Here is a 25,157-nt window from a genome sequence, read left to right on the forward strand (position 1 = left end):
CTGACCCCATGCCGAACTCAGAAGTGAAACGCCGTAGCGCCGATGGTAGTGTGGGGTCTCCCCATGTGAGAGTAGGGAACTGCCAGGCATCAAATTAGCAGTATGGCACTGACTTTCGAGGCAGTTTGCTATTCGACAGAGTAGCAGAGCAAAAGCGAATGCTTTTGAACGTTGCACAGCAACGGCCCGAAGGGTGAATCACAAAGTGGTGATTCATAAACTGCCAGGCATCAAATTAGCAGTAAACCGGGGCAATAAACCGGTTGTTGTAAAGAAATTCGGTGGAGCGGTAGTTCAGTCGGTTAGAATACCTGCCTGTCACGCAGGGGGTCGCGGGTTCGAGTCCCGTCCGTTCCGCCACTTATTAAAAGCCCTGAGCATTTGCTCAGGGCTTTTTCTTTTTCCGTCGTACTATTATTGCTGTTTCAGCAAAAATCCTCTGCATTTATCGATCTTTTTCCCCTCTGCTGCATCAGCCATAATGTTCTCAATGAGTTAACACTAAGTAAAAAAGAGGAATTTATGGCAATCCCTGCATTTGGTCTTGGAACCTTCCGTCTGAAAGATGATGTGGTTATCGCATCGGTAAAAACGGCGCTGGAACTGGGCTACCGTACGATTGATACCGCTCAGATCTATGATAATGAAGCGGCCGTTGGCCAGGCCATCGCCGAAAGCGGCGTAGCGCGTGATGAGCTGTTTATCACCACCAAGATCTGGATCGAAAACCTGAGCAAAGACTCGCTTATTACCAGTCTGAAAGAGAGCCTGAAAAAGCTGCGTACTGAGTATGTCGATCTGACGCTGATCCACTGGCCTTCGCCGGGTGATGCCGTCGCCGTTGAAGAGTTTATGCCGGCGCTGCTGGAAGCTAAAAAGCTGGGGCTGACTCGCCAGATCGGGATTTCAAACTTCACGATTCCGCTGATGGAACGCGCAATTGCTGCCATCGGCGCTGAAAACATTGCTACCAATCAGATTGAGCTATCCCCCTACCTGCAGAATCGCAAGACTGTGGATTGGGCGACAGCGCACGGTATCCATATCACGTCGTACATGACGTTGGCATATGGTAAGGCACTGAAAGACGAAGTCATTTCAGGTATTGCTGCGAAGCACAGCGCAACGCCTGCACAGGTGATACTGGCCTGGGCTTTGGGAGAAGGCTACGCGGTGATCCCGTCTTCAACTAAACGTGAAAATCTGGCGAGCAACCTGAAAGCTCAGGATCTGCAGCTGGATGAGGAAGATCGTAAAGCGATCGCCGCGCTGGATTGCAACGATCGTCTGGTTAGCCCGGAAGGTCTTGCCCCCGAGTGGGATTAAAATAACCCACCCTCTGTAACCCTTATTTAACCCTCTACAGCTCCTTCGGGAGCTGTTTTACGTGCTCGCTGAGAAAATCAATAAACGCCCTGATCCGGGTACTGACCGCTCTGTCGCTGTAATAAACGGCGCTAAAGGGCATTTCTACCGGCAGCCGCTTGTCGGCAAGAAGCTCGACAAACTCCCCGCTCGCAATCTCCTGATTCACCATATAATCCGATAAACAGGCGATGCCGTTACCGGCCAGGCACAGCTGCTTGATGGTTTCCCCACTATTGGAGGATATCTCGCAGCTGACTTCCAGCAGCTGGCCATCGCAGCAGGAGACTGGCCAGGTATTTAGTGAAAGGGGCTCAGTAAAACCCAGGCACTGATGATCTTTAAGGCTGGCTACATCCTGCGGCGTGCCGTGGCGGGAGAGGTAGTCAGGCGAGGCGATGATTTTGCGGTAGCTGTTAAACAGCGGCCGGGCGCGCAGGCTGGAATCCGTCAACGTACCCGCGCGGATCGCAACATCAACCTTACGCTCAATCAGGTTGATGAAGGTTTCCGACGACACCAGCGCGAGGGTCATTTCTGGATAGCGCTCGCGAAAAGGCTTCACCAGCGGCATCAGAAAGTGGAGCATCACCGGGGTGGCGGCATCTACCCGCAGCAATCCTCTTGGCGTCGTCCGTGTTTCCAGAAGCTCATTTTCCGCCGCCGCCATCTCCTGAAGCACCACCTGCATGCGGCGAAAGTAGCGTTCTCCCTCCTCGGTCAGGCTTAGCTGGCGAGTTGTTCGGTTAAGCAGGCTGACGCTAAGCTTTGATTCCAGCTTTTTTACCGCCCGGCTGACGGCGGAGTTTGCCTGTCCCAGCTGTTCCGCCGCCCGGCTAAAGCTTCCGCTTTCCACCACGGCGACAAAGATGGCAATCTCTTCTGATGTTGCTCTCATTATTGCACCTGTAGCAAAATTCTATTGAGACTTTGATGGTTTTTGTTATTTAAGCATCCCTGCATACTACGTGTCATCTTAATCCTGATGCTACGGAGTAAATTATGCCACTGGCGCTACTTGCCTTAACTATCGGTGCCTTTGCGATTGGTACCACCGAATTTGTCATTGTCGGCCTGGTGCCGACGATCGCAGAGCAGCTGGCCATCTCACTGCCTTCAGCGGGTCTGTTGGTTTCTATCTACGCGCTGGGCGTCGCGATCGGTGCCCCGGTGCTGACGGCGCTGACCGGCCGCATGCCGCGCAAACAGCTGCTTCTGGCGCTAATGGTGCTGTTCACTGCCGGCAACCTGCTCGCCTGGCAAGCGCCGGGTTATGAAACGCTGATTTTCGCCCGCCTGCTTACCGGCCTGGCGCACGGCGTGTTCTTCTCGATTGGTTCTACCATTGCGACCAGCCTGGTGCCTAAAGAGAAGGCCGCGTCGGCGATTGCCATCATGTTTGGCGGTCTGACCGTCGCGCTGGTTACCGGGGTGCCGATTGGTACCTTTATCGGCCAGCATTTCGGCTGGCGTGAAACCTTCCTTGCGGTTTCCATTCTTGGCGTGATTGCGCTGGTGAGCAGCCTGATTCTGGTGCCGAACAATATTCCGGGTCGGTCCAGCGCCAGCCTGCGCGATCAGGTGCAGGTGTTAACCCATCCGCGCTTGCTAATCATCTATGCCATTACCGCCCTGGGATATGGCGGCGTCTTCACGGCGTTTACCTTCCTCGCGCCAATGATGCAGGACCTTGCCGGTTTCAGTCCGTCTGCGGTGAGCTGGATTTTACTGGGCTACGGTGTTTCAGTGGCGCTGGGTAACGTCTGGGGCGGCAGGCTGGCCGACAGGCACGGAGCGGTGGCCGCACTGAAGATTATCTTTGCTGCGCTGGTTGTGCTCCTGCTGGTGTTCCAGCTGACGGCCAGTATCCAGTATGCCGCGCTGGCAACGGTGCTGGTGATGGGAATCTTTGCCTTCGGCAACGTGCCGGGCCTGCAGGTCTATGTCGTACAGAAAGCGGAACAGTATACGCCCGGCGCCGTAGACGTTGCCTCCGGCCTTAACATCGCCGCTTTTAACGTCGGTATCGCTTTAGGCTCTATTATTGGCGGACAAACCGTAGCGCGCTATGGCCTGGCCGAGACGCCGTGGATTGGCGCGGTGATTGTGTTGGCTGCGCTGCTGCTGGTCATACTGAGCGGTCGCCTGGATAAATCTCGCCCGGCAACGGCGGTTTCCGTCGAAGGATAAAGGTTTCTCGCGAATTGCATTGAAAGTGCATACGAAAATCCCTATAACAGAATAACCGGCCGCAGTCAGGCCGGTTTCATGTTATCGAGGTTTGATGCCTAAATTGCGAAAGAATACTTATGCTATGCGCTATGTCGCCGGACAGCCTGCGGAGAGAATTTTGCCTCCGGGGTCGTTTGCAAGCCTTAGCCATGGTTTCCCGCCTGGCATCCCTTTAAGCAGCGATGAGAAGATCCGCGTGCTGGTGTGGAATATCTTTAAACAGCAGCGGGCCGAGTGGAAGTCCGTGCTGAATAATTTCGGTAAAGATGCCCATCTGGTGCTGTTACAAGAGGCGCAAACGACGCCCGAGCTGGTCAGATTCGCCACGACCAACTATCTGGCCGCCGATCAGGTTCCCGCACTCGTTCTACCTCAGCACCCCTCTGGCGTCATGACGCTGGCTTCGACTCATCCGGTCTACTGCTGCCCTCTGCGCGAACGCGAACCCATTTTGCGTCTGGCTAAATCGGCGCTTGTGACCGTCTACCCGCTGCCGGATATGCGTTTGCTGATGGTGGTGAACATCCATGCGGTTAACTTCAGCCTTGGGGTTGATGTCTACAGCAAGCAGCTGTTACCTATCGGCGACCAGATAGCGCACCACAGCGGCCCGGTTATTATGGCCGGTGATTTTAATGCCTGGAGCCGACCGCGCATGAATGCGCTCTATCGCTTTGCCCGCGAAATGTCGCTGCGCGAGGTTCGTTTTTCCGACGATCAGCGCCGCCGCACTTTTGGTCGCCCGCTCGATTTTGTGTTCTACCGGGGATTAAGCGTGCACGATGCCTCCGTGCTGGTCACCCGCGCCTCCGATCACAACCCGCTACTAGTCGAATTCAGTCCCGGCAAGCCTGATTAATTAAGGTACGTCAGGCCTGCCATGGGGCGGGCCTGCGCAAGCAAGGTGCTGCCTTTATTATTCAAACAACCGAAGGACAACACAATGACAACACGCTCTCACCATGACAACGTCGAAAAGCAGTTTGGCTCACAGGCCAGCGCTTACCTGACCAGCGCAGTACACGCATCGGGACGCGATCTGCAGCGGCTGGCCGAGCGGCTGGCTGATTTCCCTGCTGCGCAGGTTCTCGATATGGGCTGCGGCGCCGGGCATGCCAGTTTTGCTGCGGCCGGGCAGGTGGCAGGGGTAACGGCATATGATTTATCCAGCCAGATGCTGGACGTTGTGGCGCAGGCCGCTCAGGATAAGGGTTTTTCAAATATAAAGACCCAGCAGGGCTATGCGGAAACTCTGCCCTTTGCGGCGGACAGCTTTGACGTGGTGATTAGCCGCTATTCTGCCCATCACTGGCATGATGTCGGCCAGGCGCTGCGTGAGGTCAAACGCGTTCTCAAGCCGGGTGGGGTGCTGATTATTATGGACGTCATGTCACCGGGACATCCGGTTCGTGACGTGTGGCTGCAAACGGTTGAAGCGCTGCGCGATACCTCTCACGTTCGCAACTATTCCAGCGGAGAGTGGCTGGCGCTGGCGAACGATGCCGGGCTGGTCACCAATAGTTTATCGACCGATCGCCTGCCGCTGGAGTTCAGCTCATGGGTGGCGCGTATGCGTACGCCGGAGGCGCTGGTAGCAGCGATTCGCCTCTATCAGGATAGCGCATCGGCGGAGGTAAAAGCCTACTTTGCCTTACAGGACGACGGCTCCTTTACCAGCGATACCATCATGTTTGAAGCGCATAAAGCGGTATAAAAAGAAAAGGCACCGGGAGACGGTGCCTTTTTTTATCAGGTATATCAGGAATCCGGCCGGTCGCTATTTTTCACAAACAGCGTGAGCTGATCGCCCGGCTTCAGGTCATCGGTGCCGTTGTTCCAGCGCATCACATCACGAATATTCACGCCATGTCGTTTTGCGATGCTCGACAGCGAGTCGCCTTTGCGTACGCGATAGGTGATGCTATCGCTGTTGTTCGCAAGACGCGTCGCGCTGCTGCCGGCGCCAACTACCAGCTCCTGGCCCGCTTTCAGCCCGGATCCGCGCAGATTATTCCACTGCTGCAAATCTTTCGTCGATACGCCGAGACGTGAGGCGATCCCGGAAATCGTATCGCCTGAACGAACCTTATAGCTGCGGCTGGTCAACGGCGCGTTGGCCGCGAGCTGCGTTGGCTGTACGGCGGCAATATCGCCAGAGGCCAGAGATTCACGCAGCTGAGCGGCATGTTTCTGTGGCACCATCACGTACTTCGGCCCGTTCGCACCCAGGGTTGAGCCCTTTACTCCGGCGTTGAATGTTTTCAGCTTGCCGACGGGCATTCCTGCCATATCGGCCAGCTGACTAATATCAACCGGACTATCGAGGCGAACTCGCGCCAGCGCACGGCTTTCGTCTGCCGTCGGCAGCTTCACGCCATAGCGCTTGCTGTTTTTGAGAATATCGCTCAAAGCCAGCATCTTAGGTACGTAAATTCGGGTTTCCTGTGGTAATGAAAGCGACCAAAAATCAGTGGGCTTGCCGCGTGATTTATTCGCTTTCATTGCCTTCAGTACCCGGCCTTCACCGCTGTTATAAGCTGCGACGGTCAACAGCCAGTCGCCGTCAAACATCTTATTCAGACGCTGCATCATGTTCAGCGCCGCCGTAGTAGAGGCGACAACGTCACGACGCGCATCGTAGCTGCGGGTCTGCTTCAAACCATAATTGCGCCCGGTGCTCGGAATGATCTGCCAGATGCCTGCGGCATTGGCGCCAGACGTTGCATGCGGGTTAAAAGCGCTCTCCACTATGGGTAGTAATACCAGTTCCATTGGCATGTTACGTTTCTTAACTTGCCCGGCTATCCAGTACATATACGGCTCTGCCCGTAAAGTTACATCGTGGAGATAGCTCTTATTACTTAAGTACTTCTGTTTCTGTTCGCGAATCCGGGTATTTTCCGGAATTCCCATCTTTAGCTCGTCGCCTATGGAAGTCCACAGATCCTGGTCTTGCGCGTAGAAGGTTCCATCATCTAACCAGCGCGCTTGACTTGTGAACTTACCTGCTTCCCCTTGACCAGCTGCAGAAAGGCTCTGTGCGTGCTGTTGAACGTTGCCATCGTGCTTAGACGATTGGCACCCCGCCAGCAGGACAGAGACGAGTAAAATCGCTCGTGCCTTCATGTGTGTGTCAATAGTTGCTTAAAAGACGAGCAAGAATAACGGTGAAGTTCGCGAATGACAAGAGTTAAATGTCAGAAGTCATCTTTCTTTGACCTTAACCACGCGAATCGCTGCGCAGAGTGTTGCAAATTTGTTTCTTTGGATATTTCTTTAATTAAATCATCATCATCCGTGCGTAAAAATAAATTTATACGGCGTTCATTTTTGAGAGTTACCGGTAGTGTCATTTGGTTTTTTGCACGTAACTCATTAACTTTATGGTAGTAATCATTTATAGCCATATCCTGTGGCAGGATACTCAGAGCAAACTTCATATTTGCTAAAGTATACTCATGTGCGCAACATACCAGCGTATCGTCGGGGAGCGCCGCTATTTTCTTAAATGATTGATACATCTGATCCGCCGTCCCTTCGAAGAGTCTGCCACAGCCGCCGGAAAACATTGTATCGCCACAAAATAGATAAGGTTCACTGTAGAAACAGATGTGTCCTAAAGTGTGACCTGGCGTGGAGAAAATAGAAAATTCGTGGCCTAAAACAACGACCCGATCGCCGTCGGCAACGAGACGCGTCGTTCCCTTATCCTGGGTTTCTGCCGGTCCGTAAACCACGATGTCGGGGAATTTTTCGCACAGTTGTTTCACGCCGCCAACGTGATCGTGGTGGTGGTGGGTGAGAAAAATGGCCTCCGGCTGCCAGCCGTGCTCCGCGATAGCGGCCAGCACGGGCGCCGCTTCGCCAGGATCGACGATCAGACAGCGGCCGTTATCCGCGCTAAGAACCCAGATGTAGTTGTCCTGAAATGCAGGAATGCTGATAAGATTCATTTATTACCCCTAAAAGCGTAGCGGAAGGTTGCGATGAAGCCGGCAAGGATATCTCAGATAGTCACAGCGCCAGAGCATTGGTCCAGTATGCCCTGGGGCGAATACTATCGCGAATCGCTGGAGCGGCAGATGAAACCGTGGCTGGCCAAGCTATATGGCTTTCATTTACTTAAGATTGGCAATCTGAGCGCGGAAATCAATACCGAATCCTGCGCTATCTCGCATCAGGTGAACGTTTCGCTTCAGGGCACGCCGATTCAGGTTCAGGCCGATCCCCTCCATCTGCCTTTTGCCGAAAAGTCGGTTGACGCCTGCCTGCTGGCGCATACCTTGCCCTGGTGTAGCGATCCCCACCGCCTGCTGCGCGAAGCCGACAGGGTGCTGATTGATGACGGCTGGATAATTATGACCGGGTTTAACCCCGTGAGCCTGATGGGCCTGCGCAAGCTGATGCCGGTATTGCGCAAAACGGTGCCGTACAGCAGCCGGATGTTTACGCTAACGCGCCAGCTGGACTGGCTGGCGCTGCTCAATTTTGAGGTGCTGCACTACGGCCGTTATCAGGTGCTGCCCTGGTCCCGACACGGCGGCAAGATGCTCAGTACCCACCTGCCGGCGCTGGGCTGCCTGCAGCTGATTGTTGCCCGCAAGCGCACGATCCCGCTCACGCTCAACCCGCTGAAGTCGGGAAAAGCGAAGACCCGGCTGCGTCAGACGGTAGGGGCCACGCGACAGTCGCGAAACGGGCAGAATTAACGTTCCGGCTGGTAACCGACATCGTCCTGGGTAGGGCTGGAGGCGGCAGCGCGCGCCAGCTCGTCGCAGCGTTCGTTTTCCGGATGGCCGGCGTGGCCTTTGACCCACTCCCACTTAATCTGGTGCTGGCCAAGCGCGATGTCCAGGCGCTGCCACAGATCCACATTTTTGACCGGCTTTTTATCCGCCGTTTTCCAGCCGCGCTTTTTCCAGTTGTGGATCCACTGGGTGATCCCCTGACGCACGTACTGGCTGTCGGTGCTGAGAACGACTTCGCACTGCTCTTTCAGCGCTTCCAGCGCAACGATGGCCGCCATCATCTCCATGCGGTTGTTGGTCGTGAGGTTATAGCCTGCGCTAAAGATTTTTTCCTTCCCGCGATAGCGTAAAATAGCGCCGTAGCCGCCGGGTCCTGGATTTCCCAGGCATGAACCGTCGGTGAAAATTTCTACCTGTTTAAGCATCTCTGGTAGACTTCCTGTAATTGACATCGATATGTAAACGGCAAGTCTGACATAAATGACTGATATGAGCACTGCAATTACGCGACAGATTGTTCTCGATACTGAAACCACTGGTATGAACCAGCTCGGTGCGCATTACGAAGGACATAAAATCATCGAGATTGGTGCGGTGGAGGTGATCAACCGCCGCCTCACCGGGAATAACTTCCACGTTTATCTCAAGCCGGACCGGCTGGTGGACCCTGAAGCCTTTGGCGTTCACGGGATTGCCGATGAGTTTCTGATGGATAAGCCGGCGTTTGCTGAGGTCGCCGATGAGTTTATGGACTATATCCGCGGGGCGGAGCTGGTCATCCATAACGCATCGTTCGATATCGGCTTTATGGACTACGAGTTCGCCAAGCTCAAGCGCGATATTCCCAAAACCAATACCTTCTGCAAGGTCACCGATAGCCTGGCGCTGGCGCGGAAAATGTTCCCCGGCAAGCGTAACAGCCTCGATGCGCTGTGCTCACGTTATGAAATAGATAACAGCAAGCGAACGCTGCACGGGGCGTTGCTCGATGCCCAGATTCTGGCCGATGTCTATCTGATGATGACCGGCGGTCAGACGACGCTGGCATTTTCGACGGAAGGCGAGGGGCAGATGCAGGCAGGAGAGATAGGAATACAGCGCGTTGTTCGGGCGGCCAGCAGGCTGCGCGTCGTTTACGCCTCTGATGACGAGCTGTTAAACCATGAATCGCGCCTCGATTTGGTTCAAAAGAAAGGCGGAAGCTGCCTGTGGCGGAGCTGATAGGCCGCAATACGCTGTAAAAATAGGCTGGTGGGCGATTTTTACAGCAAATGGTTCAAAAGTGAAGAAAAAGCGTTGACGGAGTTAGCGGTAATCCGTAATATTCGCCTCGTTCCCAAGGGAACAGTGAAAGTGGAGCGGTAGTTCAGTCGGTTAGAATACCTGCCTGTCACGCAGGGGGTCGCGGGTTCGAGTCCCGTCCGTTCCGCCACTATTCAGAAAGCCTGAATCAGCAATGATTCAGGCTTTCGTCGTTTTAGCGACGCCATCTTATTCATTTCATATATTTCAATTGCTTGCGGATATGATGCTGCAAAACAGCCAGCATGCATGCCCCGGACAGGCCAATAATCAGCGCGCCGTTTACCGCTTCCAGCGGTCCAGGAAGCTTCCACCTGGCGCTCATCACAATATCGCCATAGCCTAACGTGGCGAAATTTACTGCGAAATCGCCTGATGTAAAAGCGGATACACCACACTGAAATAATCGACTGCAGAAGCATATTGCACAGAATAATCGGCACTCCCGCCAGCGGCGGTAGCAGCATGTTAGCCTCTCAGCAGAAAACGCTCGGCTCTCCCCTCATTGCGCATCTTTGCTGACTGGGTTGGCGTGGGCCTGGCCCTCGTCGACCCAGGTCATAAAAATACGATAACCGATGGAAAGCAGGGTTGCCCCGATAAACATCCCAAGAATGCCGCTGGCCGCCATGCCGCCTAATGCGCCCAGCAGGACCACCGGCATCGGCGCGTCAACGCCGCGCCCGAGCATCAGCGGCTTAAGGACGTTATCGGCCATGCCGGCCACGATCAGCACAATAGAGTAGAGGACGTTCATTCCGGTGCCGTGGTCGCCGATGCTCCACATCAGCGCGATTGCCGGGGCGGTCACCAGAATGACGGGGATTTGGGCGATCCCGAGGATCAGCGCCAGGATAAAGAAGATCCCGACCGCCGGGATCCCGGCGACAATCATGATGATGCCGACCAGCAGCGCCTGAATAAGCGCAACGCCGATAACGCCCTGCGCGACGGCGCGAATGGTGCTGGTACAGAGCCGGGTTAAGGTCAGGCCTTTCTTCTCATCGGTGATACGAATCGCAATCCGCCTCGCGCTGTTGGCGCCAGCGCTACCCCAGGCCATCATAATGCCCGCAACGATGAAGGAGAGGATAAAGCCGATGAGTCCGCCGCCCATGCTGGCCAGGATGCCCAGCACCTGCCGGGCGATTTCGCCGAGCTGGGTGCGGTAGTTGTTTATCAGCCCGGGTAAATCCATCGACGCTTTTAGCCATAGGGCGCTGATCTTCTCCCCGACAACGGGGATGGTGGCAATATGGGCTGAAGGTGGGGGAATGGCGAAGCTGCGGCCGCTCATCTTATCAATCAGCGCGCTGACGCTCTCTCCCAGAGAGCTTATCATCAGCACCGTCGGCGCCACGATCAGCAGAATGCCAAGCAGGACCAGTATTGTGGAGGCCCAGCCCTGTTTTCCGCCGAGCCGGGCGGCAAAATATTGATGGAGCGGATAGAGCGTGACCGCCAGAATGACGGCCCAGAGCATCATATTCAGGAATGGAGAAAATACGGTATAGCAGAAGGAGGCTAATGCCAGGATAAGCCCAAACCGAATGAACATATCCAAAAAACGGGCAACCACTCTTTTTTCAACAATAAGCAGATTATCATTTTCCATGATGGTTTGTTCTCGCTGAGAATGCGCACACAACCGCCCCGGCCTGGTTTTACAAACCAGGCCAGTATTTGAGATGGAATCGTTTAGAAATCGCTGAAAGTTATTTGAAAATCGTGCTAGTTATTGTTGAATTTTATCCCTTTTATTAGTGTAGAACAGAAAATAATCCTGCCAGGAAAATATTATTTATCGTCAGGGAAAGGCGTCAGAACGGGAATGTCCGGGGGCTTAGGGCGAAATAAATAATAAAGGAAAACAAGATGCTGGTGGGGGCGTAAATTTATTGCCCGTGTATTCAGCAGCGTAGTGTTAACGGGACGGGAGAGTGTCCCCCCCGATAACGAGGGGGAGGGGAATTAATTCAGGCTAAACGGATCGGCATCCTGCCAGGCGGGGAATTTTTCGCGATACTCGTTGAGGGCGGTGAGCGACAGCTCCGCATCGAGGCGCGTGGCCTGATGAGGCTCTGCCGTTGCCAGAATTTCTCCCTGCGGGCTGATAATGCGGCTGTCGCCCCGATAGTGATGGCCATTACCGTCGGTACCGACCCGATTGCAGCCGGCGATGTAGGCCTGGTTTTCAATGGCCCGGGCGACCAGCAGCGACTGCCAGTGCAGCGAGCGCGGCGCCGGCCAGTTGGCCACGTACAGCGCTAAATCGTAGTCGTTATGGTTGCGTGACCACACCGGGAAGCGCAGGTCGTAGCAAACCAGCGGCAGGATCCGCCAGCCGCGCCACTCGAAGACGACCCGCTCGTTGCCGGCCGTATAATGATGGTGCTCTTCGGCCATCCGGAACAGGTGCCGCTTATCATAAAAATGGGTTTTACCGCCGGGCTCCACCAGCAGGAAGCGGTTAACCGGGCCGCGCTCGGTTTGTAGCGCAGCGCTACCCGCGATGAGGGCATTGGTCTGCAGCGCTTTCGCCCGCATCCACTCAATGACCTCTTCCTGCGGCAGCGACTGCTGAGCGGCTTCCATCGCGAAGCCGGTGGTGAACATTTCAGGCAAAACAATCAGATCGCGCCCGCTGACGCCTTCCAGCTGGCGATCGAAATGGCGCAGGTTGGCGGGACCGTCCATCCACACCAGCGGTTGTTGCAGTAGCGTAATTTTCAGGCCAGGCACAGTGGTGAACTCCATTATCATTAGGCTGTTATAGTCACTTTAACACCATATCAGTCTCTGGATAGTCAGCGGAATATTTTGTTAAAAAAATGCTAATGCTGGAAACGATTTGTGCGCAGCCAGAGGGCAGAGAGAGTCGAGGGAGCAAAGCGGGCAAAAAAAGAGGCGGAGGAAAACCCCGCCCCGATCGTGATGCGGCTATTTTATTATTCAGGCGGCTTCAATCTTGCGGACCTTCTCCGGCAGCTTTACCGGCCGGGTGGCCAGCTCATCCGGGGCGAAGTCGTCAACGTTGATGCTGCGCAGGCGGCTGGTCTCCGCCCGGGTAAGAACGGTGGCTTCTTCCTGATTGATTAACCCTTTCGCCAGCGCGTTGCGGGCCAGCTCATCAAGGCGCGTAAACGGCAGGTTTTTGCCCAGCTCCTTACAGATGCGCTGATGAATCGGGTCGGCGGCCATCACGTCCAGCAGCGCTTCTTCCAGCAGACCGACCGGATTGTGCTCGCTCGGGGTCAGGTACTGGCCGCGGCCAATACGCGAACGCGTTGCGCTCGGGATCTGCAGGATTTTTGCGACCTTATGGTCCAGCTTATCGGACGGCGCGTCGTAGTGGCGGCCGGTCGGGAAGATGGCAACGCGCAGGACGCCGGCGACAAAGCGGTTCGGGAAGTTTTTCAGCAGGTCGTCAATGGCCTGCTCCGCCTGATACAGCGCATCCTGAACGCCCCAGTGAACCAGCGGCAGGTCGGCTTCGTTACGCCCCTCATCGTCATAGCGTTTCAGCACCGCAGAGGCGAGGTAAAGCTGGCTTAACACATCGCCCAGTCTCGCGGAAATACGCTCGCGGCGCTTCAGGCTGCCGCCAAGAACGGCCATTGAGACGTCGGACAGCAGCGCCAGGTTCGCGCTCAGGCGGTTCATATGCTGGTAGTAACGGCGGGTCGCGTCGCGGGTTGGTGTGCTGCTGGTCAGCCCGCGGGTCAGGCCCAGCCAGAAGCTACGGACCTTATTGCTGCCGACGTGACCGATGTGTTTGAACAGCAGCTTGTCGAAAGCGTCAACGTCGTTGTTCTGCGCGGCGGCCATTTCGTCCAGCACGTACGGATGGCAGCGGATTGCGCCCTGACCGAAGATCATCATGCTGCGGGTCAGAATGTTGGCGCCTTCTACGGTGATGGCGATCGGCGCCCCTTGATAGGCGCGGGCGAGGAAGTTGCCTTCACCCAGCATGATGCCTTTCCCGCCGGTGATATCCATTGCGTCGATGATTGAACGCTGGCCGCGGTGGGTGCAGTGATACTTCACGATAGCCGACAGAACCGCCGGCTTCTCGCCCAGCATGATGCCGTAGGTGATCAGCGACGCGGCGGCGTCCATCACGTAGGCGTTACCCGCAATACGCGCCAGCGGCTCTTCGATGCCTTCCATTTTACCGATGGAGATCTTGAACTGGCGGCGAATATGGGCGTAGGCGCCGGTGGCCATCGCCACGGACTTCAGGCCGCCGGTGGCGTTTGACGGCAGGGTGATCCCGCGACCGACGGACAGGCACTCCACCAGCATCCGCCAGCCCTGACCAGCCATCGTTGGGCCGCCGATGATGTAGTCGATTGGGACAAAGATGTCTTTACCCTGGGTCGGGCCGTTCTGGAACGGTACGTTAAGCGGGAAGTGGCGGCGGCCAATTTCAACCCCAGGCGTCGAGGTTGGGATCAGCGCACAGGTGATGCCCAGCTCCTCTTCTCCCCCCAGCAGGCGGTCAGGGTCGGAGAGTTTAAACGCCAGCCCCAGTACGGTGGCGATTGGCGCCAGGGTAATGTAGCGCTTGTTCCAGGTCAGGCGCATGCCCAGAACCTGCTCGCCCTGCCATTCGCCCATGCACACCACGCCGGTATCCGGAATGGCGCCGGCGTCGGAGCCCGCTTCCGGGCTGGTCAGCGCAAAGCAGGGGATCTCCTGACCACGCGCGAGACGCGGCAGATAGTGATTTTTCTGTTCATCGGTGCCGTAATGCTGCAGCAGCTCGCCCGGGCCTAAAGAGTTAGGCACGCCCACGGTAATCGCCAGGATACCGGAAACGCCGGACATTTTTTGCAGCACGCGGGACTGAGCGTAGGCGGAGAACTCCAGACCGCCGTACTCTTTCTTAATGATCATCGCAAAGAAGCGATGCTCTTTCAGATAGGCCCACAGCTGCGGAGGCAGGTCGGCCATTTCGTGGGTAATTTCAAAATCGTTCGCCATGCGGCAGGCTTCTTCCACCGGGCCGTCGATAAACGCCTGCTCTTCGGCAGTCAGGCGCGGCTGCGGATAGTTATGCAGCTTCTGCCAGTCCGGGTTACCGCGAAACAGATCGCCTTCCCACCAGGTGGTACCCGCATCGATAGCTTCTTTTTCAGTCCGCGACATCGGCGGCATCACCTTGCGGAACGCGCGGAACGCGGGCGCTGAAAAAATAGATTTACGCATCGGCGCAAAGTTAAACGGCAGCAGAACGATCGCTAACGGCAGCAGCAGCCAGATATTCCACAGCCCGGCCACGCTAAGCGCGGCGGTCCAGGCGAGCAAAATCGCGCTGCTGAGCAGGAGATTGATTCGGTGATAGAAGAGCGCACCGAGTAGAACAACGGTTGCAACAATACTCAAAATCATCATAACGAAATGCTCCCTGTCTTGTAGGAGGTCTGACCACTTGTGATGATATGGTTGTAGTGGATGTAATTTGTTTTAGCAATGTGTTTACAAAATAATTACAACCTTGCTCACATTGTTGTGCGTAAATGCGGCACGTAAAAGCAAAACCTCAGGGGATAACAGCGCCTGCTGCTTCTCGCTTTAGCGGCTATCCGGTACACTGCCAGGGTTATTCCACCAATACTGAAGGATTATCCTCATGTACCAGGATCTTATTCGTAACGAACTGAACGAAGCAGCGGAAACGCTGGCTAACTTTCTGCAGGACGAAGCCAATATTCACGCGATCCAGCGTGCCGCGGTGCTGCTGGCAGATAGCTTTAAGGCGGGCGGTAAAGTCCTTTCCTGCGGTAACGGCGGTTCCCACTGCGATGCGATGCATTTTGCCGAAGAACTGACCGGGCGCTATCGTGAAAACCGTCCGGGCTACCCGGCCATTGCGATTTCAGACGTCAGCCACCTTTCCTGCGTCAGCAATGATTTTGGCTATGAGTACGTTTTCTCCCGCTACGTTGAGTCGGTTGGCCGCACCGGTGACGTGCTGCTGGGGATTTCCACCTCCGGTAACTCAGGTAACGTTATCAAAGCGATCGAGGCCGCCCGCGCGCAGGGGATGAAGGTGATCACCCTGACCGGTAAAGACGGCGGTAAAATGGCCGGCTCCGCCGATGTTGAAATTCGCGTGCCGCATTTTGGCTATGCCGACCGTATTCAGGAAATTCACATTAAAGTGATTCATATTCTGATTATGTTGATCGAAAAAGAGATGGTTAAAGCTTAACAGGCCGTATTGCTGGCGGTGTTGAACCCCGGGCAGCGCTCAATCTCCTTGCGTACCTCAGGTACGATCCGGTTTTTGCGCGCTGGCCGCGTTCAGGCTGGCTGCCGCAGTAACGCCTTTGGTATTTAAGCCGCGTGGTATGAGGTGAGATATGTGCGAACTGCTCGGGATGAGCGCGAATGTGCCAACAGATATTTGCTTTAGCTTTACCGGGCTGGTCCAGCGCGGTGGCGGCACCGGGCCGCATAAAGACGGCTGGGGCATCACCTTCTATGAAGGCAAAGGCTGTCGCACCTTCAAAGATCCGCAGCCCAGCTTTCAGTCGCCCATCGCTAAGCTGGTGCAGGACTATCCCATTAAATCCTGCTCGGTCATCGCCCATATTCGCCAGGCTAATCGCGGCATCGTCGCGCTGGAAAACACGCATCCCTTTACCCGTGAGCTGTGGGGGCGCAACTGGACCTACGCGCACAACGGCCAGCTGGAGGGATATGAGTCTCTCGATACGGGAAATCTTCATCCGATCGGCGAAACCGACAGCGAAAAGGCCTTCTGCTGGCTGCTGCACCGTCTGACCGAGCGCTATCCCGGCACCCCTGACTCGATGCCTGAAGTCTTCAGCTATGTCGCTGAGCTGGCGGGTGAGCTGCGGGAGAAGGGGGTCTTTAACATGTTGCTCTCCGACGGGCGTTACGTGATGGCGTACTGCTCGACGAACCTGTACTGGATTACGCGGCGGGCGCCGTTTGGCGTAGCGACGCTGCTGGATCAGGATGTGGAAATCGACTTTCAACGCGAGACCACACCGAACGATGTGGTCTCCGTTATCGCCACTCAGCCGCTAACCGGCAATGAGACCTGGAATAAGATCATGCCGGGCGAGTGGGCGCTATTTTGCCTGGGGGACCGTGTAGTTTGACGCCAGCTGCGGCTGAATAACCTCATGGCTAAGCGGCTTGCTGACCACGTAGCGGCCGTCCGTTACCGAGATAACCGGTGGCTTGTGGGTTTGCTGGAAATAGTCGTAGCCTGGCTTCAGCTGTTTCCAGAAGTCCGCGTAGTAGGAGTACTTGTGGCGCTCCATGTTGGCGTTGGTCATACGGAAAGGATAAATGCTGACCTGCACGTTTGACTGGCCAAACACCAGCGCGCCGGTCACGAACTGGAAAATCTCATCAATGCCGGTATCGGTCATGGCATAGCAGCCGACAGAGACGCAGGCACCGTGGATCATCAGGTATTTACCTTCATAGCCATGCGCGCGATCGTAGGCGTTCGGGAAGCCGATATTAATGGCTTTATAGAAGCGGCTGTCCGGTTTTAGCTGGCTACGCGCAACGTTGTAAAATCCTTCCGGACTCTTGAAGTCGCCCTGGCGCTGCTTCGGCCCCAGCCCGCCGGAGTAGTTACAGATCCGGTAGCTGTCGAGGAGCTGATATTTTTCGCCCATTTTGACGTAAAGATCGAGCGTTCGCTCCTCTTTAAAGATCTCAATGTAGACCGGGGAACCCATTAATTGCTGTTTGTATTCTTTGCTAACCGGCGTCGTCGAGCTGTTATTGCTGAGAAGCCCAGCAAATGAAACGCACGGCAACAGAAGCATCGCAATAAATAATGCGATTTTGCGCATACTGCTTGTTCCTTGATAAAACAAAAACCACATTGCCAGGACGGCAAGAGAGACCCAAAATCAGAGTTTTCTGGATTTAGAGCGCTCACATTAGCATCACGGCAATTTTTCGCAAGCGCGGCGTATCGCGTTTACAATTTAGTTGTCCTTTATAACGAATCTGGCGGCAAAGCGCAGTGAGAACTTTGCGCAATAGCTCGCATTTTAGAGCCGCGTAACGGGGTTTACCTACAGCAACTGCTCACAAAATGTTACACTTATGGTGCTTAGTCACCAGGGTAAGAAAGGATGCTTCTCCCCCGTCTTGCGAATGAGCAGGACCTTCGCTTTTCCTTTCTTTCTCTGACTTTCCATCAATGTTGCTGGCCGCGGCCTCAAGCCGGGGTTTAGATTACGGACACCTGCTAACGATATGATTAAAATAAAAAAAGGGCTGGATTTGCCCATAGCTGGCATGCCAATACAGCAGACGACTTCTCAGATTGCAGTCAAACGCGTTGCGCTGTTGGGCGAGGAGTTCGTCGGTATGCGCCCCTCAATGGCGGTTCAGGAAGGCGACCGGGTGCAGAAAGGCCAGCCGCTGTTCGAAGATAAAAAGAACCCTGGCGTCCATTTTACCGCGCCCGCGAGCGGGGTTATTACTGCGATTCACCGCGGCGAGCGCCGGGTACTGCAGTCGGTGGTGATTGACGTCGAGGGCAGCGACGCGGTGCAGTTTCCCCGCTATGCGCCGGACGATCTTGCCGGACTGTCGCGTGAGGACGTACAGCGTCAGCTGCTGGCCTCCGGCCAGTGGACGGCGCTGCGCACCCGCCCTTTCAGCAAAACGCCGGCGCCGGGCAGCGTGCCGGCGGCGATTTTCGTCACCGCAATTGATACCAACCCGCTGGCCGCCGATCCTCAGCCCATTATCTTCGCCCAGCGCGAGGCCTTTGACGCCGGCCTTACGCTGCTGACCCGTCTCACCGACGGAAAAATCCACGTCTGCCAGGCCAGCGGCGGTAAGCTGGGCGGCCATCGCTCAGGACAAATTACCTTTAATCAGTTTGCAGGCCCGCATCCGGCGGGACTGGCGGGAACCCACATCCACTTCCTCGAGCCAGTGAGCCTGACAAAACAGGTCTGGCACCTGAACTATCAGGAGGTTATCGCCATCGGGCGGCTGTTCCTTGACGGGGAGCTCTACAGCGAGCGCGTTATTGCGCTTGGCGGCCCGCAGGTTAAGGCGCCGCGGCTGGTGCAAACCTGCTGCGGCGCCAGCCTTGATGAGCTGCTGGCGGACGGGCTCGCGGACGGCGAAAACCGGGTGATTTCCGGCTCGGTGCTGAGCGGCACCCATGCCTTTGGCCCGCGTGCTTTTCTCGGCCGTTTCCACCTGCAGGTGAGCGTGGTTAAAGAGGGGCGCAACAAAGAGCTGTTTGGCTGGGTGATGCCGGGGAAAGATAAGTTCTCCATCACCCGGACCACCGTGGGGCACTTCCTGAAGCATAAGCTATTCAACTTTTCGACCGATACCCACGGCGGCGAGCGGGCGATGGTGCCGATTGGCAACTACGAAAGAGTGATGCCGCTGGACATTCTTCCCACCGTACTGCTGCGCGATCTGCTGGCGGGCGATAGCGAAAGCGCGCAGGCGCTGGGCTGTCTGGAGCTGGACGAAGAAGATCTCGCGCTGTGCACCTACGTGTGCCCCGGCAAGTATGAATATGGGCCGGCGCTGCGCAGCGTCTTAACCCAGATTGAGCAGGAAGGATAGGTCATGGGCTTAAAGCAGCTGTTTGACAAAATTGAGCCGCACTTCACGCACGGCGGCAGGCTGGAAAAGTACTACCCGCTGTTCGAAGCGACGGCGACGCTATTCTACACTCCCGGTCAGGTGACGCGGGGTGCCGCTCACGTACGTGATGCCATCGATCTGAAGCGAATGATGATCCTGGTGTGGCTCGCCGTGTTCCCGGCGATGTTCTGGGGCATGTATAACGTTGGCCTGCAAACGCTCCCGGCGCTGCACAAGCTGTACGGCGCAGAGCAGCTGCAGCAGGTTATTGCCAGCGACTGGCACTACGGCCTGGCGCAGTGGCTGGGGGTTAGCTTCGCCGCGGATGCGGGCTGGATAAGCATGATGACCCTCGGCGCGGCGTACTTCCTGCCAATCTATATCACCGTATTTATCGTCGGGGGATTCTGGGAGGTACTCTTTGCCATCGTGCGCAAGCATGAAATCAACGAGGGCTTTTTCGTCACCTCGATTCTTTTCGCGCTGATCGTTCCTCCCACGCTGCCGCTGTGGCAGGCCGCGCTGGGCATCTCCTTTGGCGTGGTTATCGCCAAAGAGATTTTTGGCGGCACCGGGCGTAACTTCCTTAACCCGGCGCTGGCGGGGCGCGCGTTCCTGTTCTTTGCTTACCCGGCGCAGATTTCTGGCGACCTGGTATGGACCGCCGCGGACGGCTTTTCCGGCGCGACGCCGCTCTCTCAGTGGGCGAGCGGCGGCGGTGAAGCGCTGGTAAACGTGGCCAGCGGCCAGCCGGTGAGCTGGCTGGACGCCTTCCTCGGCAATATTCCCGGCTCGATTGGCGAGGTCTCAACGCTGATGATCCTGATCGGCGGGGCGATTCTTATCTTCAGCCGCGTAGCCTCCTGGCGCATTGTTGCCGGGGTGGCGATCGGCATGGTGGCGACCGCGACGCTGTTTAATTTTATCGGCTCGGATACCAACCCGCTGTTCACCATGCCGTGGTACTGGCATCTGGTGCTCGGCGGCTTTGCCTTCGGCATGATGTTTATGGCGACGGACCCGGTATCCGCCTCGTTTACCGATAAGGGCAAATGGAGCTATGGCCTGCTTATCGGCGTGATGTGCGTGCTGATCCGCGTGGTCAACCCGGCCTATCCGGAAGGGATGATGCTGGCCATTCTCTTTGCCAACCTTTTTGCGCCGCTGTTCGATTACCTGGTGGTGCAGGCCAATATTAAGCGGAGGAAGTCGCGTGGCTGAGAATAAAGGTAACGATAGCATTGGCAAAACGCTGCTGGTGGTGCTGGTGCTGTGTCTGGTCTGCTCTATCGTGGTTGCCGGCTCCGCCGTGGGCCTGAAGTCACGGCAGCAGGAGCAGCGTGAGCTGGATAAACAGCGCAATATCCTCGCCGTATCCGGGCTGATGACGCCGAGGATGAGCGCCGATGAGGTGGAGAGCCTTTTTGCCGCCCGTATCTCCCCGCGGCTGGTGGATTTAGCCAGCGGCGAGCTGCTGGCTAAGGACCCGGCTAAATTTAACCAGGCGCAGGCGCTGAAAGATCCTGAGCAAAGCCTCTCGCTGGAGGTCAGCCAGGACCCGGCGGGCATCAAGCATCGGAGCAATATTGTCGAAATTTACCTGGTGCGCGATGAGCAGCAGCGGATTCAGGAAGTGATCCTGCCGATTTACGGCAACGGCCTGTGGTCGATGATGTACGCCTTCGTAGCGCTGGGTACCGATGGCCGTACCATTAAGGGCCTGACGTATTACGATCACGGCGAAACGCCGGGGCTGGGCGGTGAGGTGGAAAATCCCAACTGGCGCCAGCAGTTTATCGGCAAGCAGGTGCTTGATGATAGCGGCCATCCGGCGCTGAAGGTGGTGAAGGGCGGGGCGCACCCGGGAGATATCCATGCCGTCGACGGCCTGTCCGGGGCGACGCTGACCTCCAACGGCGTGCAGCATAGCTTTGATTTCTGGATGGGCGAGCTGGGCTTCGGCCCGTTTCTGAAAAGAGTGCGTGATGGAGAGCTGAATAATGGCTGAAGCAGGCGATACGAAAGAGATGAAGCGCGTGCTGGTGGGGCCGCTGCTGGCCAATAACCCCATTACGCTGCAGGTGCTGGGAGTCTGCTCGGCGCTGGCGGTGACCACTAAGCTGGAAACCGCGCTGGTGATGACCGTCGCGGTCACGCTGGTGACGGCCTTCTCCAGCATGTTTATCTCGATGATCCGCCACCATATTCCCAACAGCGTGCGCATTATCGTGCAGATGACGATCGTCGCCTCGCTGGTGATCGTGGTGGACCAGCTGCTGCGCGCCTTTGCCTATGAGACCTCCAGGCAATTGTCGGTATTCGTCGGGCTTATCATCACCAACTGCATCGTGATGGGGCGGGCGGAAGGGTTCGCCATGAAGTCACCGCCGCTGGCCAGCTTTATTGACGGCATTGGTAACGGTCTGGGCTATGGCGCCATTCTGATTATCGTCGGCTTTCTGCGCGAGCTTATCGGCAGCGGCAAGCTGTTTGGGATGACCGTCCTTGAGACCGTGCAAAACGGCGGCTGGTATCAGCCAAACGGCCTGTTCCTGCTGGCGCCGAGCGCCTTCTTCATTATCGGTTTGCTGATTTGGGCGCTGCGCAGCTGGAAGCCGGAACAGCAGGAAAAGGAGTAAACGATGACGGCTCACTATATCAGTCTGTTTGTCCGCGCCGTATTCGTAGAAAACATGGCGCTGGCCTTCTTCCTCGGGATGTGTACCTTCCTTGCGGTGTCGAAAAAGGTCTCTACCGCCTTTGGTCTCGGCCTGACGGTTACCATCGTGCTTGGTCTGGCGGTACCGATTAATAACCTGATCTATAACCTGGTGCTGCGCGACGGGGCGCTGGCGGAGGGCGTTGATTTAAGCTTCCTCAACTTCATTACCTTCATTGGGGTTATCGCCGCTCTGGTGCAGATCCTCGAGATGATCCTCGATAAGTATTTCCCGGCGCTACATCACGCGCTGGGGATCTTCCTGCCGCTGATTGCCGTGCACTGCGCGATTTTTGGCGGCGTCTCCTTCATGGTGCAGCGTGACTACAACTTCACGGAGTCCATTGTCTACGGCTTCGGTTCCGGCATCGGCTGGACGCTGGCGATTGTCGCCCTGGCGGGCATCCGGGAAAGAATGAAATATGCCAACGTGCCCGCGGGTCTGCGCGGGTTAGGGATCACCTTTATTACCACGGGACTGATGGCGCTGGGCTTTATGTCATTCTCCGGTGTGCAGCTATAAGGGCGGAAAGTATGGAAATTATTCTTGGCGTCGTGATGTTCACCCTGATCGTGCTGGTGCTCTCGGGGCTGATCCTCGCCGCGCGTTCAAAGCTGGTTAACGCCGGTGACGTGGTCATTGAAATTAACAACGAGGCGGACAGGCAAATCCGCACTCCTGCCGGTGATAAGCTGCTTAACACCCTCTCCAGCAACGGCATTTTCGTCTCTTCCGCCTGCGGCGGCGGCGGCTCATGCGGCCAGTGCCGGGTGACGATAAAAGAGGGCGGTGGCGATATCCTGCCGACCGAGCTTTCCCATATCTCCCGGCGCGAGGCGAAAGAGGGCTGCCGTCTGGCCTGCCAGGTGGCGGTAAAGCAGGACATGAAGATCGAGCTGCCGGAAGAGATCTTCGGCGTGAAGAAATGGGAGTGCGAGGTCATCTCCAATGATAACAAAGCGACGTTTATCAAAGAGCTGAAGCTGCGCGTGCCGGAGGGCGAAGTCGTGCCGTTCCGCGCCGGCGGGTATATTCAGATTGAGTGCCCGTCGCATAAGGTCGCCTACGCCGATTTTGACGTGCCGGACGAGTACCGCGCCGACTGGGATAAGTTTAACCTTTTCCGCTACGTCTCCGAGGTAAAAGAGCCGACCCTGCGCGCCTACTCGATGGCTAACTACCCGGACGAGAAGGGCATCATCATGCTCAACGTGCGTATTGCCACGCCGCCGCCGAAGGTACCGGACGCCCCGCCTGGCATTATGTCGTCCTATATCTGGTCGCTAAAGGCCGGAGACAGGGTGACCATCTCCGGGCCGTTTGGCGAATTCTTTGCTAAAGATACCGACGCTGAAATGGTCTTTATCGGCGGCGGGGCCGGCATGGCGCCGATGCGTTCGCATATTTTCGATCAGCTCAAGCGGCTGCACAGCGGGCGTAAAATCAGCTTCTGGTACGGCGCGCGCTCGCTGCGCGAAATGTTCTACGACGATGAATTCGAACAGCTGGCGCGGGAAAATCCTAACTTTACCTTCCACGTGGCGCTGTCCGATCCGCTGCCGGAAGATAGCTGGGATGGCCACACCGGCTTCATCCACAATGTGCTATATGAGAACTATCTGCGCGATCACCCGGCGCCGGAGGACTGCGAGTTTTACATGTGCGGGCCGCCGGTGATGAACGCCGCGGTGATTAAAATGCTCAAGGATCTCGGCGTCGAGGATGACAATATCATGCTGGATGATTTTGGAGGCTGATGATGTGGACTCTGTTTTTCGCCACCTTTGTGATTTTCGCCCTGGTGATTCTGGGGATGTCGCTGGGCTATCTGGTGAAGCGCAAAAGCCTGCAGGGAAGCTGCGGCGGGATCGCCTCGCTGGGTCTGGAAAAGGTCTGCGACTGCCCGGAGCCGTGCGATGCGCGCAAAAAACGGCTGGCGCGCGAAGCGCAGCGTAAGCAGGAGCGGATCCTGTAACCTCTCCCTGCCAGCCTCATCGCCCCGGCCGCGCTCAGCGACGCCGGGGTTTGGCCTCAGCGCATTTTGCTTCCCTCTCTTCTCATTGCGCAGAATTATGCTGTATACTTGTCCAGTGGTCAGTGAGGGCTAGCTATGCGCAAAATCATCCATGTTGATATGGACTGCTTCTTTGCCGCGGTTGAAATGCGGGATAACCCGGCGTTGCGGGATATTCCCATCGCCATCGGCGGCAGCCGGGTCCAGCGGGGCGTCATCAGTACCGCCAACTATCCGGCGCGTAAGTTTGGCGTGCGTAGCGCCATGCCAACGGCGATGGCGCTTAAGCTTTGCCCGCACCTGACTCTGCTGCCGGGGCGCTTTGACGCCTATAAAGAGGCGTCGGCCCATATCCGGGAAATTTTCTCGCGCTACACCTCGCTGATCGAACCCCTCTCGCTCGATGAGGCGTATCTTGACGTCACCGACAGCGTCCACTGCCAGGGCTCGGCGACGCTGATGGCCGAAGAGATCCGCCAGACCATTCAGCGTGAGCTGCAGCTGACCGCTTCCGCCGGTATCGCCCCGGTGAAGTTTCTCGCCAAAATCGCCTCCGATCTCAATAAACCCAACGGCCAGTTTGTGATTGCGCCGCACCAGGTTGCCGAGTTCGTCAGAACCCTGCCGCTGGCGAAAATACCCGGCGTGGGGAAAGTCTCCGCGGCAAAGCTGGAAAATATGGGGCTGCGCACCTGCGAAGACGTGCAGAAAAGCGATCTGGCGATGCTGCTCAAGCGTTTCGGCAAATTTGGTCGGATCCTGTGGGAGAGAAGCCAGGGCATCGACGAGCGGGAAATCAACAACACGCGACAGCGTAAATCGGTGGGCGTCGAGCGTACGCTGGTGGAGGATATTCACCGGTGGGGTGACTGTGAGGCGATTATCGAGAGCCTCTACCAGGAGCTGGAGCGGCGGCTGCTCAAGGTTAAACCGGACCTGCTGATTGCCCGCCAGGGGGTAAAGCTCAAGTTTAATGATTTTCAGCTCACCACCCAGGAGCACGTCTGGCCGCGCCTGAGTAAAGATGATTTGCTCGCCACGGCCTACAAAGCCTGGCATGAACGGCGCGGCGGCCGCGGGGTGCGGCTGGTGGGGCTGCACGTTACGTTACTCGATCCCCAGCTGGAGCGGCAGCTGGTTCTGGGACTATAG

At 56.5% G+C, this 25,157-nt stretch carries 24 protein-coding genes, 2 tRNA genes and 1 rRNA gene; 19 read left to right on the forward strand and 8 right to left on the reverse strand.

All coding sequences use genetic code 11. The annotated features are described in order from the left end of the window. From rrf to dkgB, 3 genes are all read left to right on the forward strand, one after another. A 5S ribosomal RNA gene (gene rrf / locus EDF75_RS25680) occupies window positions 1-88 on the forward strand; the annotation flags it as partial. Window positions 89-283: 195 nt separating this feature from the next. Continuing rightward, window positions 284-360 (forward strand) — tRNA-Asp (locus tag EDF75_RS25685). A 162-nt stretch (window positions 361-522) separates the two neighbouring features. Next, complete coding sequence (gene dkgB / locus EDF75_RS25690) at window positions 523-1,326, forward strand: 2,5-didehydrogluconate reductase DkgB (RefSeq protein ID WP_133601328.1); 804 nt, start codon at window positions 523-525, stop codon at window positions 1,324-1,326. A gap of 34 nt (window positions 1,327-1,360) precedes the next feature. Here the strand turns inward: dkgB and yafC are convergent, their stop codons facing one another. Next, entirely contained in the window at window positions 1,361-2,263 is a 903-nt protein-coding gene (yafC, locus tag EDF75_RS25695) for a DNA-binding transcriptional regulator YafC (RefSeq protein ID WP_041144158.1), read from the reverse strand. A 104-nt stretch (window positions 2,264-2,367) separates the two neighbouring features. Between yafC and EDF75_RS25700 the strand changes: the two genes are divergently transcribed. The 3 genes from EDF75_RS25700 to EDF75_RS25710 all read left to right on the forward strand — a co-directional run bounded on the left by EDF75_RS25700 (window position 2,368) and on the right by EDF75_RS25710 (window position 5,311). After that, complete coding sequence (locus EDF75_RS25700) at window positions 2,368-3,555, forward strand: MFS transporter (protein ID WP_133601329.1); 1,188 nt, start codon at window positions 2,368-2,370, stop codon at window positions 3,553-3,555. A 103-nt stretch (window positions 3,556-3,658) separates the two neighbouring features. Then, complete coding sequence (locus EDF75_RS25705; RefSeq protein WP_133601396.1) at window positions 3,659-4,456, forward strand: endonuclease/exonuclease/phosphatase family protein; 798 nt, start codon at window positions 3,659-3,661, stop codon at window positions 4,454-4,456. 84 nt (window positions 4,457-4,540) lie between these two features. Further along, window positions 4,541-5,311 (forward strand): class I SAM-dependent methyltransferase, encoded by a 771-nt coding sequence (locus tag EDF75_RS25710; protein WP_133601330.1) that lies wholly within the window; start codon window positions 4,541-4,543, stop codon window positions 5,309-5,311. A gap of 44 nt (window positions 5,312-5,355) precedes the next feature. On the opposite strand, the gene mltD is transcribed toward EDF75_RS25710, so the two are convergent. Continuing rightward, entirely contained in the window at window positions 5,356-6,723 is a 1,368-nt protein-coding gene (gene mltD, locus EDF75_RS25715) for a murein transglycosylase D (RefSeq protein ID WP_133601331.1), read from the reverse strand. Window positions 6,724-6,794: 71 nt separating this feature from the next. Beyond that, the gene (gene gloB / locus EDF75_RS25720) at window positions 6,795-7,550 is read right to left on the reverse strand and encodes a hydroxyacylglutathione hydrolase (RefSeq protein WP_133601332.1); all 756 of its coding nucleotides are present in this window, start codon (window positions 7,548-7,550) and stop codon (window positions 6,795-6,797) included. Window positions 7,551-7,583: 33 nt separating this feature from the next. Between gloB and EDF75_RS25725 the strand changes: the two genes are divergently transcribed. Then, entirely contained in the window at window positions 7,584-8,306 is a 723-nt protein-coding gene (locus EDF75_RS25725; protein ID WP_041144164.1) for a class I SAM-dependent methyltransferase, read from the forward strand. On the opposite strand, the gene rnhA is transcribed toward EDF75_RS25725, so the two are convergent. Next, a complete protein-coding gene (rnhA, locus tag EDF75_RS25730) occupies window positions 8,303-8,770 on the reverse strand; it encodes a ribonuclease HI (protein ID WP_133601333.1) in 468 nt (155 codons plus the stop codon). The genes EDF75_RS25725 and rnhA overlap by 4 nt on opposite strands. A gap of 64 nt (window positions 8,771-8,834) precedes the next feature. Here rnhA and dnaQ point away from each other — a divergent pair, with 64 nt between their 5' ends. Next, window positions 8,835-9,566: a DNA polymerase III subunit epsilon gene (gene dnaQ / locus EDF75_RS25735; protein ID WP_200851558.1), complete on the forward strand. Its 732-nt coding sequence runs from the start codon at window positions 8,835-8,837 to the stop codon at window positions 9,564-9,566. Between the two features lie 134 nt (window positions 9,567-9,700). Continuing rightward, window positions 9,701-9,777: transfer RNA gene (locus EDF75_RS25740), tRNA-Asp, on the forward strand. Window positions 9,778-10,149: 372 nt separating this feature from the next. Here EDF75_RS25740 and EDF75_RS25750 read toward each other — a convergent pair. From EDF75_RS25750 to fadE, 3 genes are all read right to left on the reverse strand, one after another. Continuing rightward, entirely contained in the window at window positions 10,150-11,262 is a 1,113-nt protein-coding gene (locus tag EDF75_RS25750) for an AI-2E family transporter (protein WP_133601334.1), read from the reverse strand. Between the two features lie 356 nt (window positions 11,263-11,618). Next, complete coding sequence (locus EDF75_RS25755; RefSeq protein WP_133601397.1) at window positions 11,619-12,389, reverse strand: amidohydrolase; 771 nt, start codon at window positions 12,387-12,389, stop codon at window positions 11,619-11,621. A gap of 210 nt (window positions 12,390-12,599) precedes the next feature. Then, window positions 12,600-15,044, reverse strand: a complete 2,445-nt coding sequence (fadE, locus tag EDF75_RS25760) for an acyl-CoA dehydrogenase FadE (protein WP_133601335.1) — start codon at window positions 15,042-15,044, stop codon at window positions 12,600-12,602. 238 nt (window positions 15,045-15,282) lie between these two features. Here fadE and lpcA point away from each other — a divergent pair, with 238 nt between their 5' ends. Next, complete coding sequence (lpcA, locus tag EDF75_RS25765; protein WP_004133848.1) at window positions 15,283-15,864, forward strand: D-sedoheptulose 7-phosphate isomerase; 582 nt, start codon at window positions 15,283-15,285, stop codon at window positions 15,862-15,864. 151 nt (window positions 15,865-16,015) lie between these two features. Further along, window positions 16,016-16,783 carry a class II glutamine amidotransferase gene (locus EDF75_RS25770; protein ID WP_045854097.1) on the forward strand — a complete coding sequence of 256 codons (768 nt, stop codon included), beginning with the start codon at window positions 16,016-16,018 and terminating at the stop codon, window positions 16,781-16,783. Here EDF75_RS25770 and dpaA read toward each other — a convergent pair. Continuing rightward, window positions 16,754-17,494 (reverse strand): peptidoglycan meso-diaminopimelic acid protein amidase, encoded by a 741-nt coding sequence (gene dpaA / locus EDF75_RS25775; RefSeq protein WP_045854098.1) that lies wholly within the window; start codon window positions 17,492-17,494, stop codon window positions 16,754-16,756. The genes EDF75_RS25770 and dpaA overlap by 30 nt on opposite strands. A 412-nt stretch (window positions 17,495-17,906) precedes the next feature. On the opposite strand from dpaA, the gene EDF75_RS25785 reads away from it, so the two are divergent. The 8 genes from EDF75_RS25785 to dinB all read left to right on the forward strand — a co-directional run bounded on the left by EDF75_RS25785 (window position 17,907) and on the right by dinB (window position 25,157). Then, a complete protein-coding gene (locus tag EDF75_RS25785; RefSeq protein WP_133601336.1) occupies window positions 17,907-19,250 on the forward strand; it encodes a Na(+)-translocating NADH-quinone reductase subunit A in 1,344 nt (447 codons plus the stop codon). Window positions 19,251-19,253: 3 nt separating this feature from the next. Further along, window positions 19,254-20,492, forward strand: coding sequence for an NADH:ubiquinone reductase (Na(+)-transporting) subunit B (locus EDF75_RS25790; protein WP_133601337.1), 1,239 nt, complete (start codon window positions 19,254-19,256; stop codon window positions 20,490-20,492). Then, window positions 20,485-21,279 carry a Na(+)-translocating NADH-quinone reductase subunit C gene (locus tag EDF75_RS25795; RefSeq protein WP_133601338.1) on the forward strand — a complete coding sequence of 265 codons (795 nt, stop codon included), beginning with the start codon at window positions 20,485-20,487 and terminating at the stop codon, window positions 21,277-21,279. The genes EDF75_RS25790 and EDF75_RS25795 overlap by 8 nt, the downstream gene beginning before the upstream one ends. Next, the gene (locus EDF75_RS25800) at window positions 21,272-21,910 is read left to right on the forward strand and encodes an NADH:ubiquinone reductase (Na(+)-transporting) subunit D (RefSeq protein WP_041144175.1); all 639 of its coding nucleotides are present in this window, start codon (window positions 21,272-21,274) and stop codon (window positions 21,908-21,910) included. The genes EDF75_RS25795 and EDF75_RS25800 overlap by 8 nt, the downstream gene beginning before the upstream one ends. Window positions 21,911-21,913: 3 nt before the next feature. Then, entirely contained in the window at window positions 21,914-22,513 is a 600-nt protein-coding gene (gene nqrE / locus EDF75_RS25805) for an NADH:ubiquinone reductase (Na(+)-transporting) subunit E (RefSeq protein ID WP_041144176.1), read from the forward strand. A gap of 11 nt (window positions 22,514-22,524) precedes the next feature. Further along, window positions 22,525-23,748: an NADH:ubiquinone reductase (Na(+)-transporting) subunit F gene (gene nqrF, locus EDF75_RS25810; protein WP_128879000.1), complete on the forward strand. Its 1,224-nt coding sequence runs from the start codon at window positions 22,525-22,527 to the stop codon at window positions 23,746-23,748. A gap of 2 nt (window positions 23,749-23,750) precedes the next feature. Beyond that, entirely contained in the window at window positions 23,751-23,966 is a 216-nt protein-coding gene (gene nqrM / locus EDF75_RS25815) for a (Na+)-NQR maturation NqrM (protein ID WP_041147525.1), read from the forward strand. A gap of 135 nt (window positions 23,967-24,101) precedes the next feature. Further along, the gene (gene dinB / locus EDF75_RS25820; protein WP_133601339.1) at window positions 24,102-25,157 is read left to right on the forward strand and encodes a DNA polymerase IV; all 1,056 of its coding nucleotides are present in this window, start codon (window positions 24,102-24,104) and stop codon (window positions 25,155-25,157) included.

It is taken from the genome of Klebsiella sp. BIGb0149 (assembly GCF_004362605.1).
Classification (GTDB): domain Bacteria; phylum Pseudomonadota; class Gammaproteobacteria; order Enterobacterales; family Enterobacteriaceae; genus Klebsiella; species Klebsiella terrigena.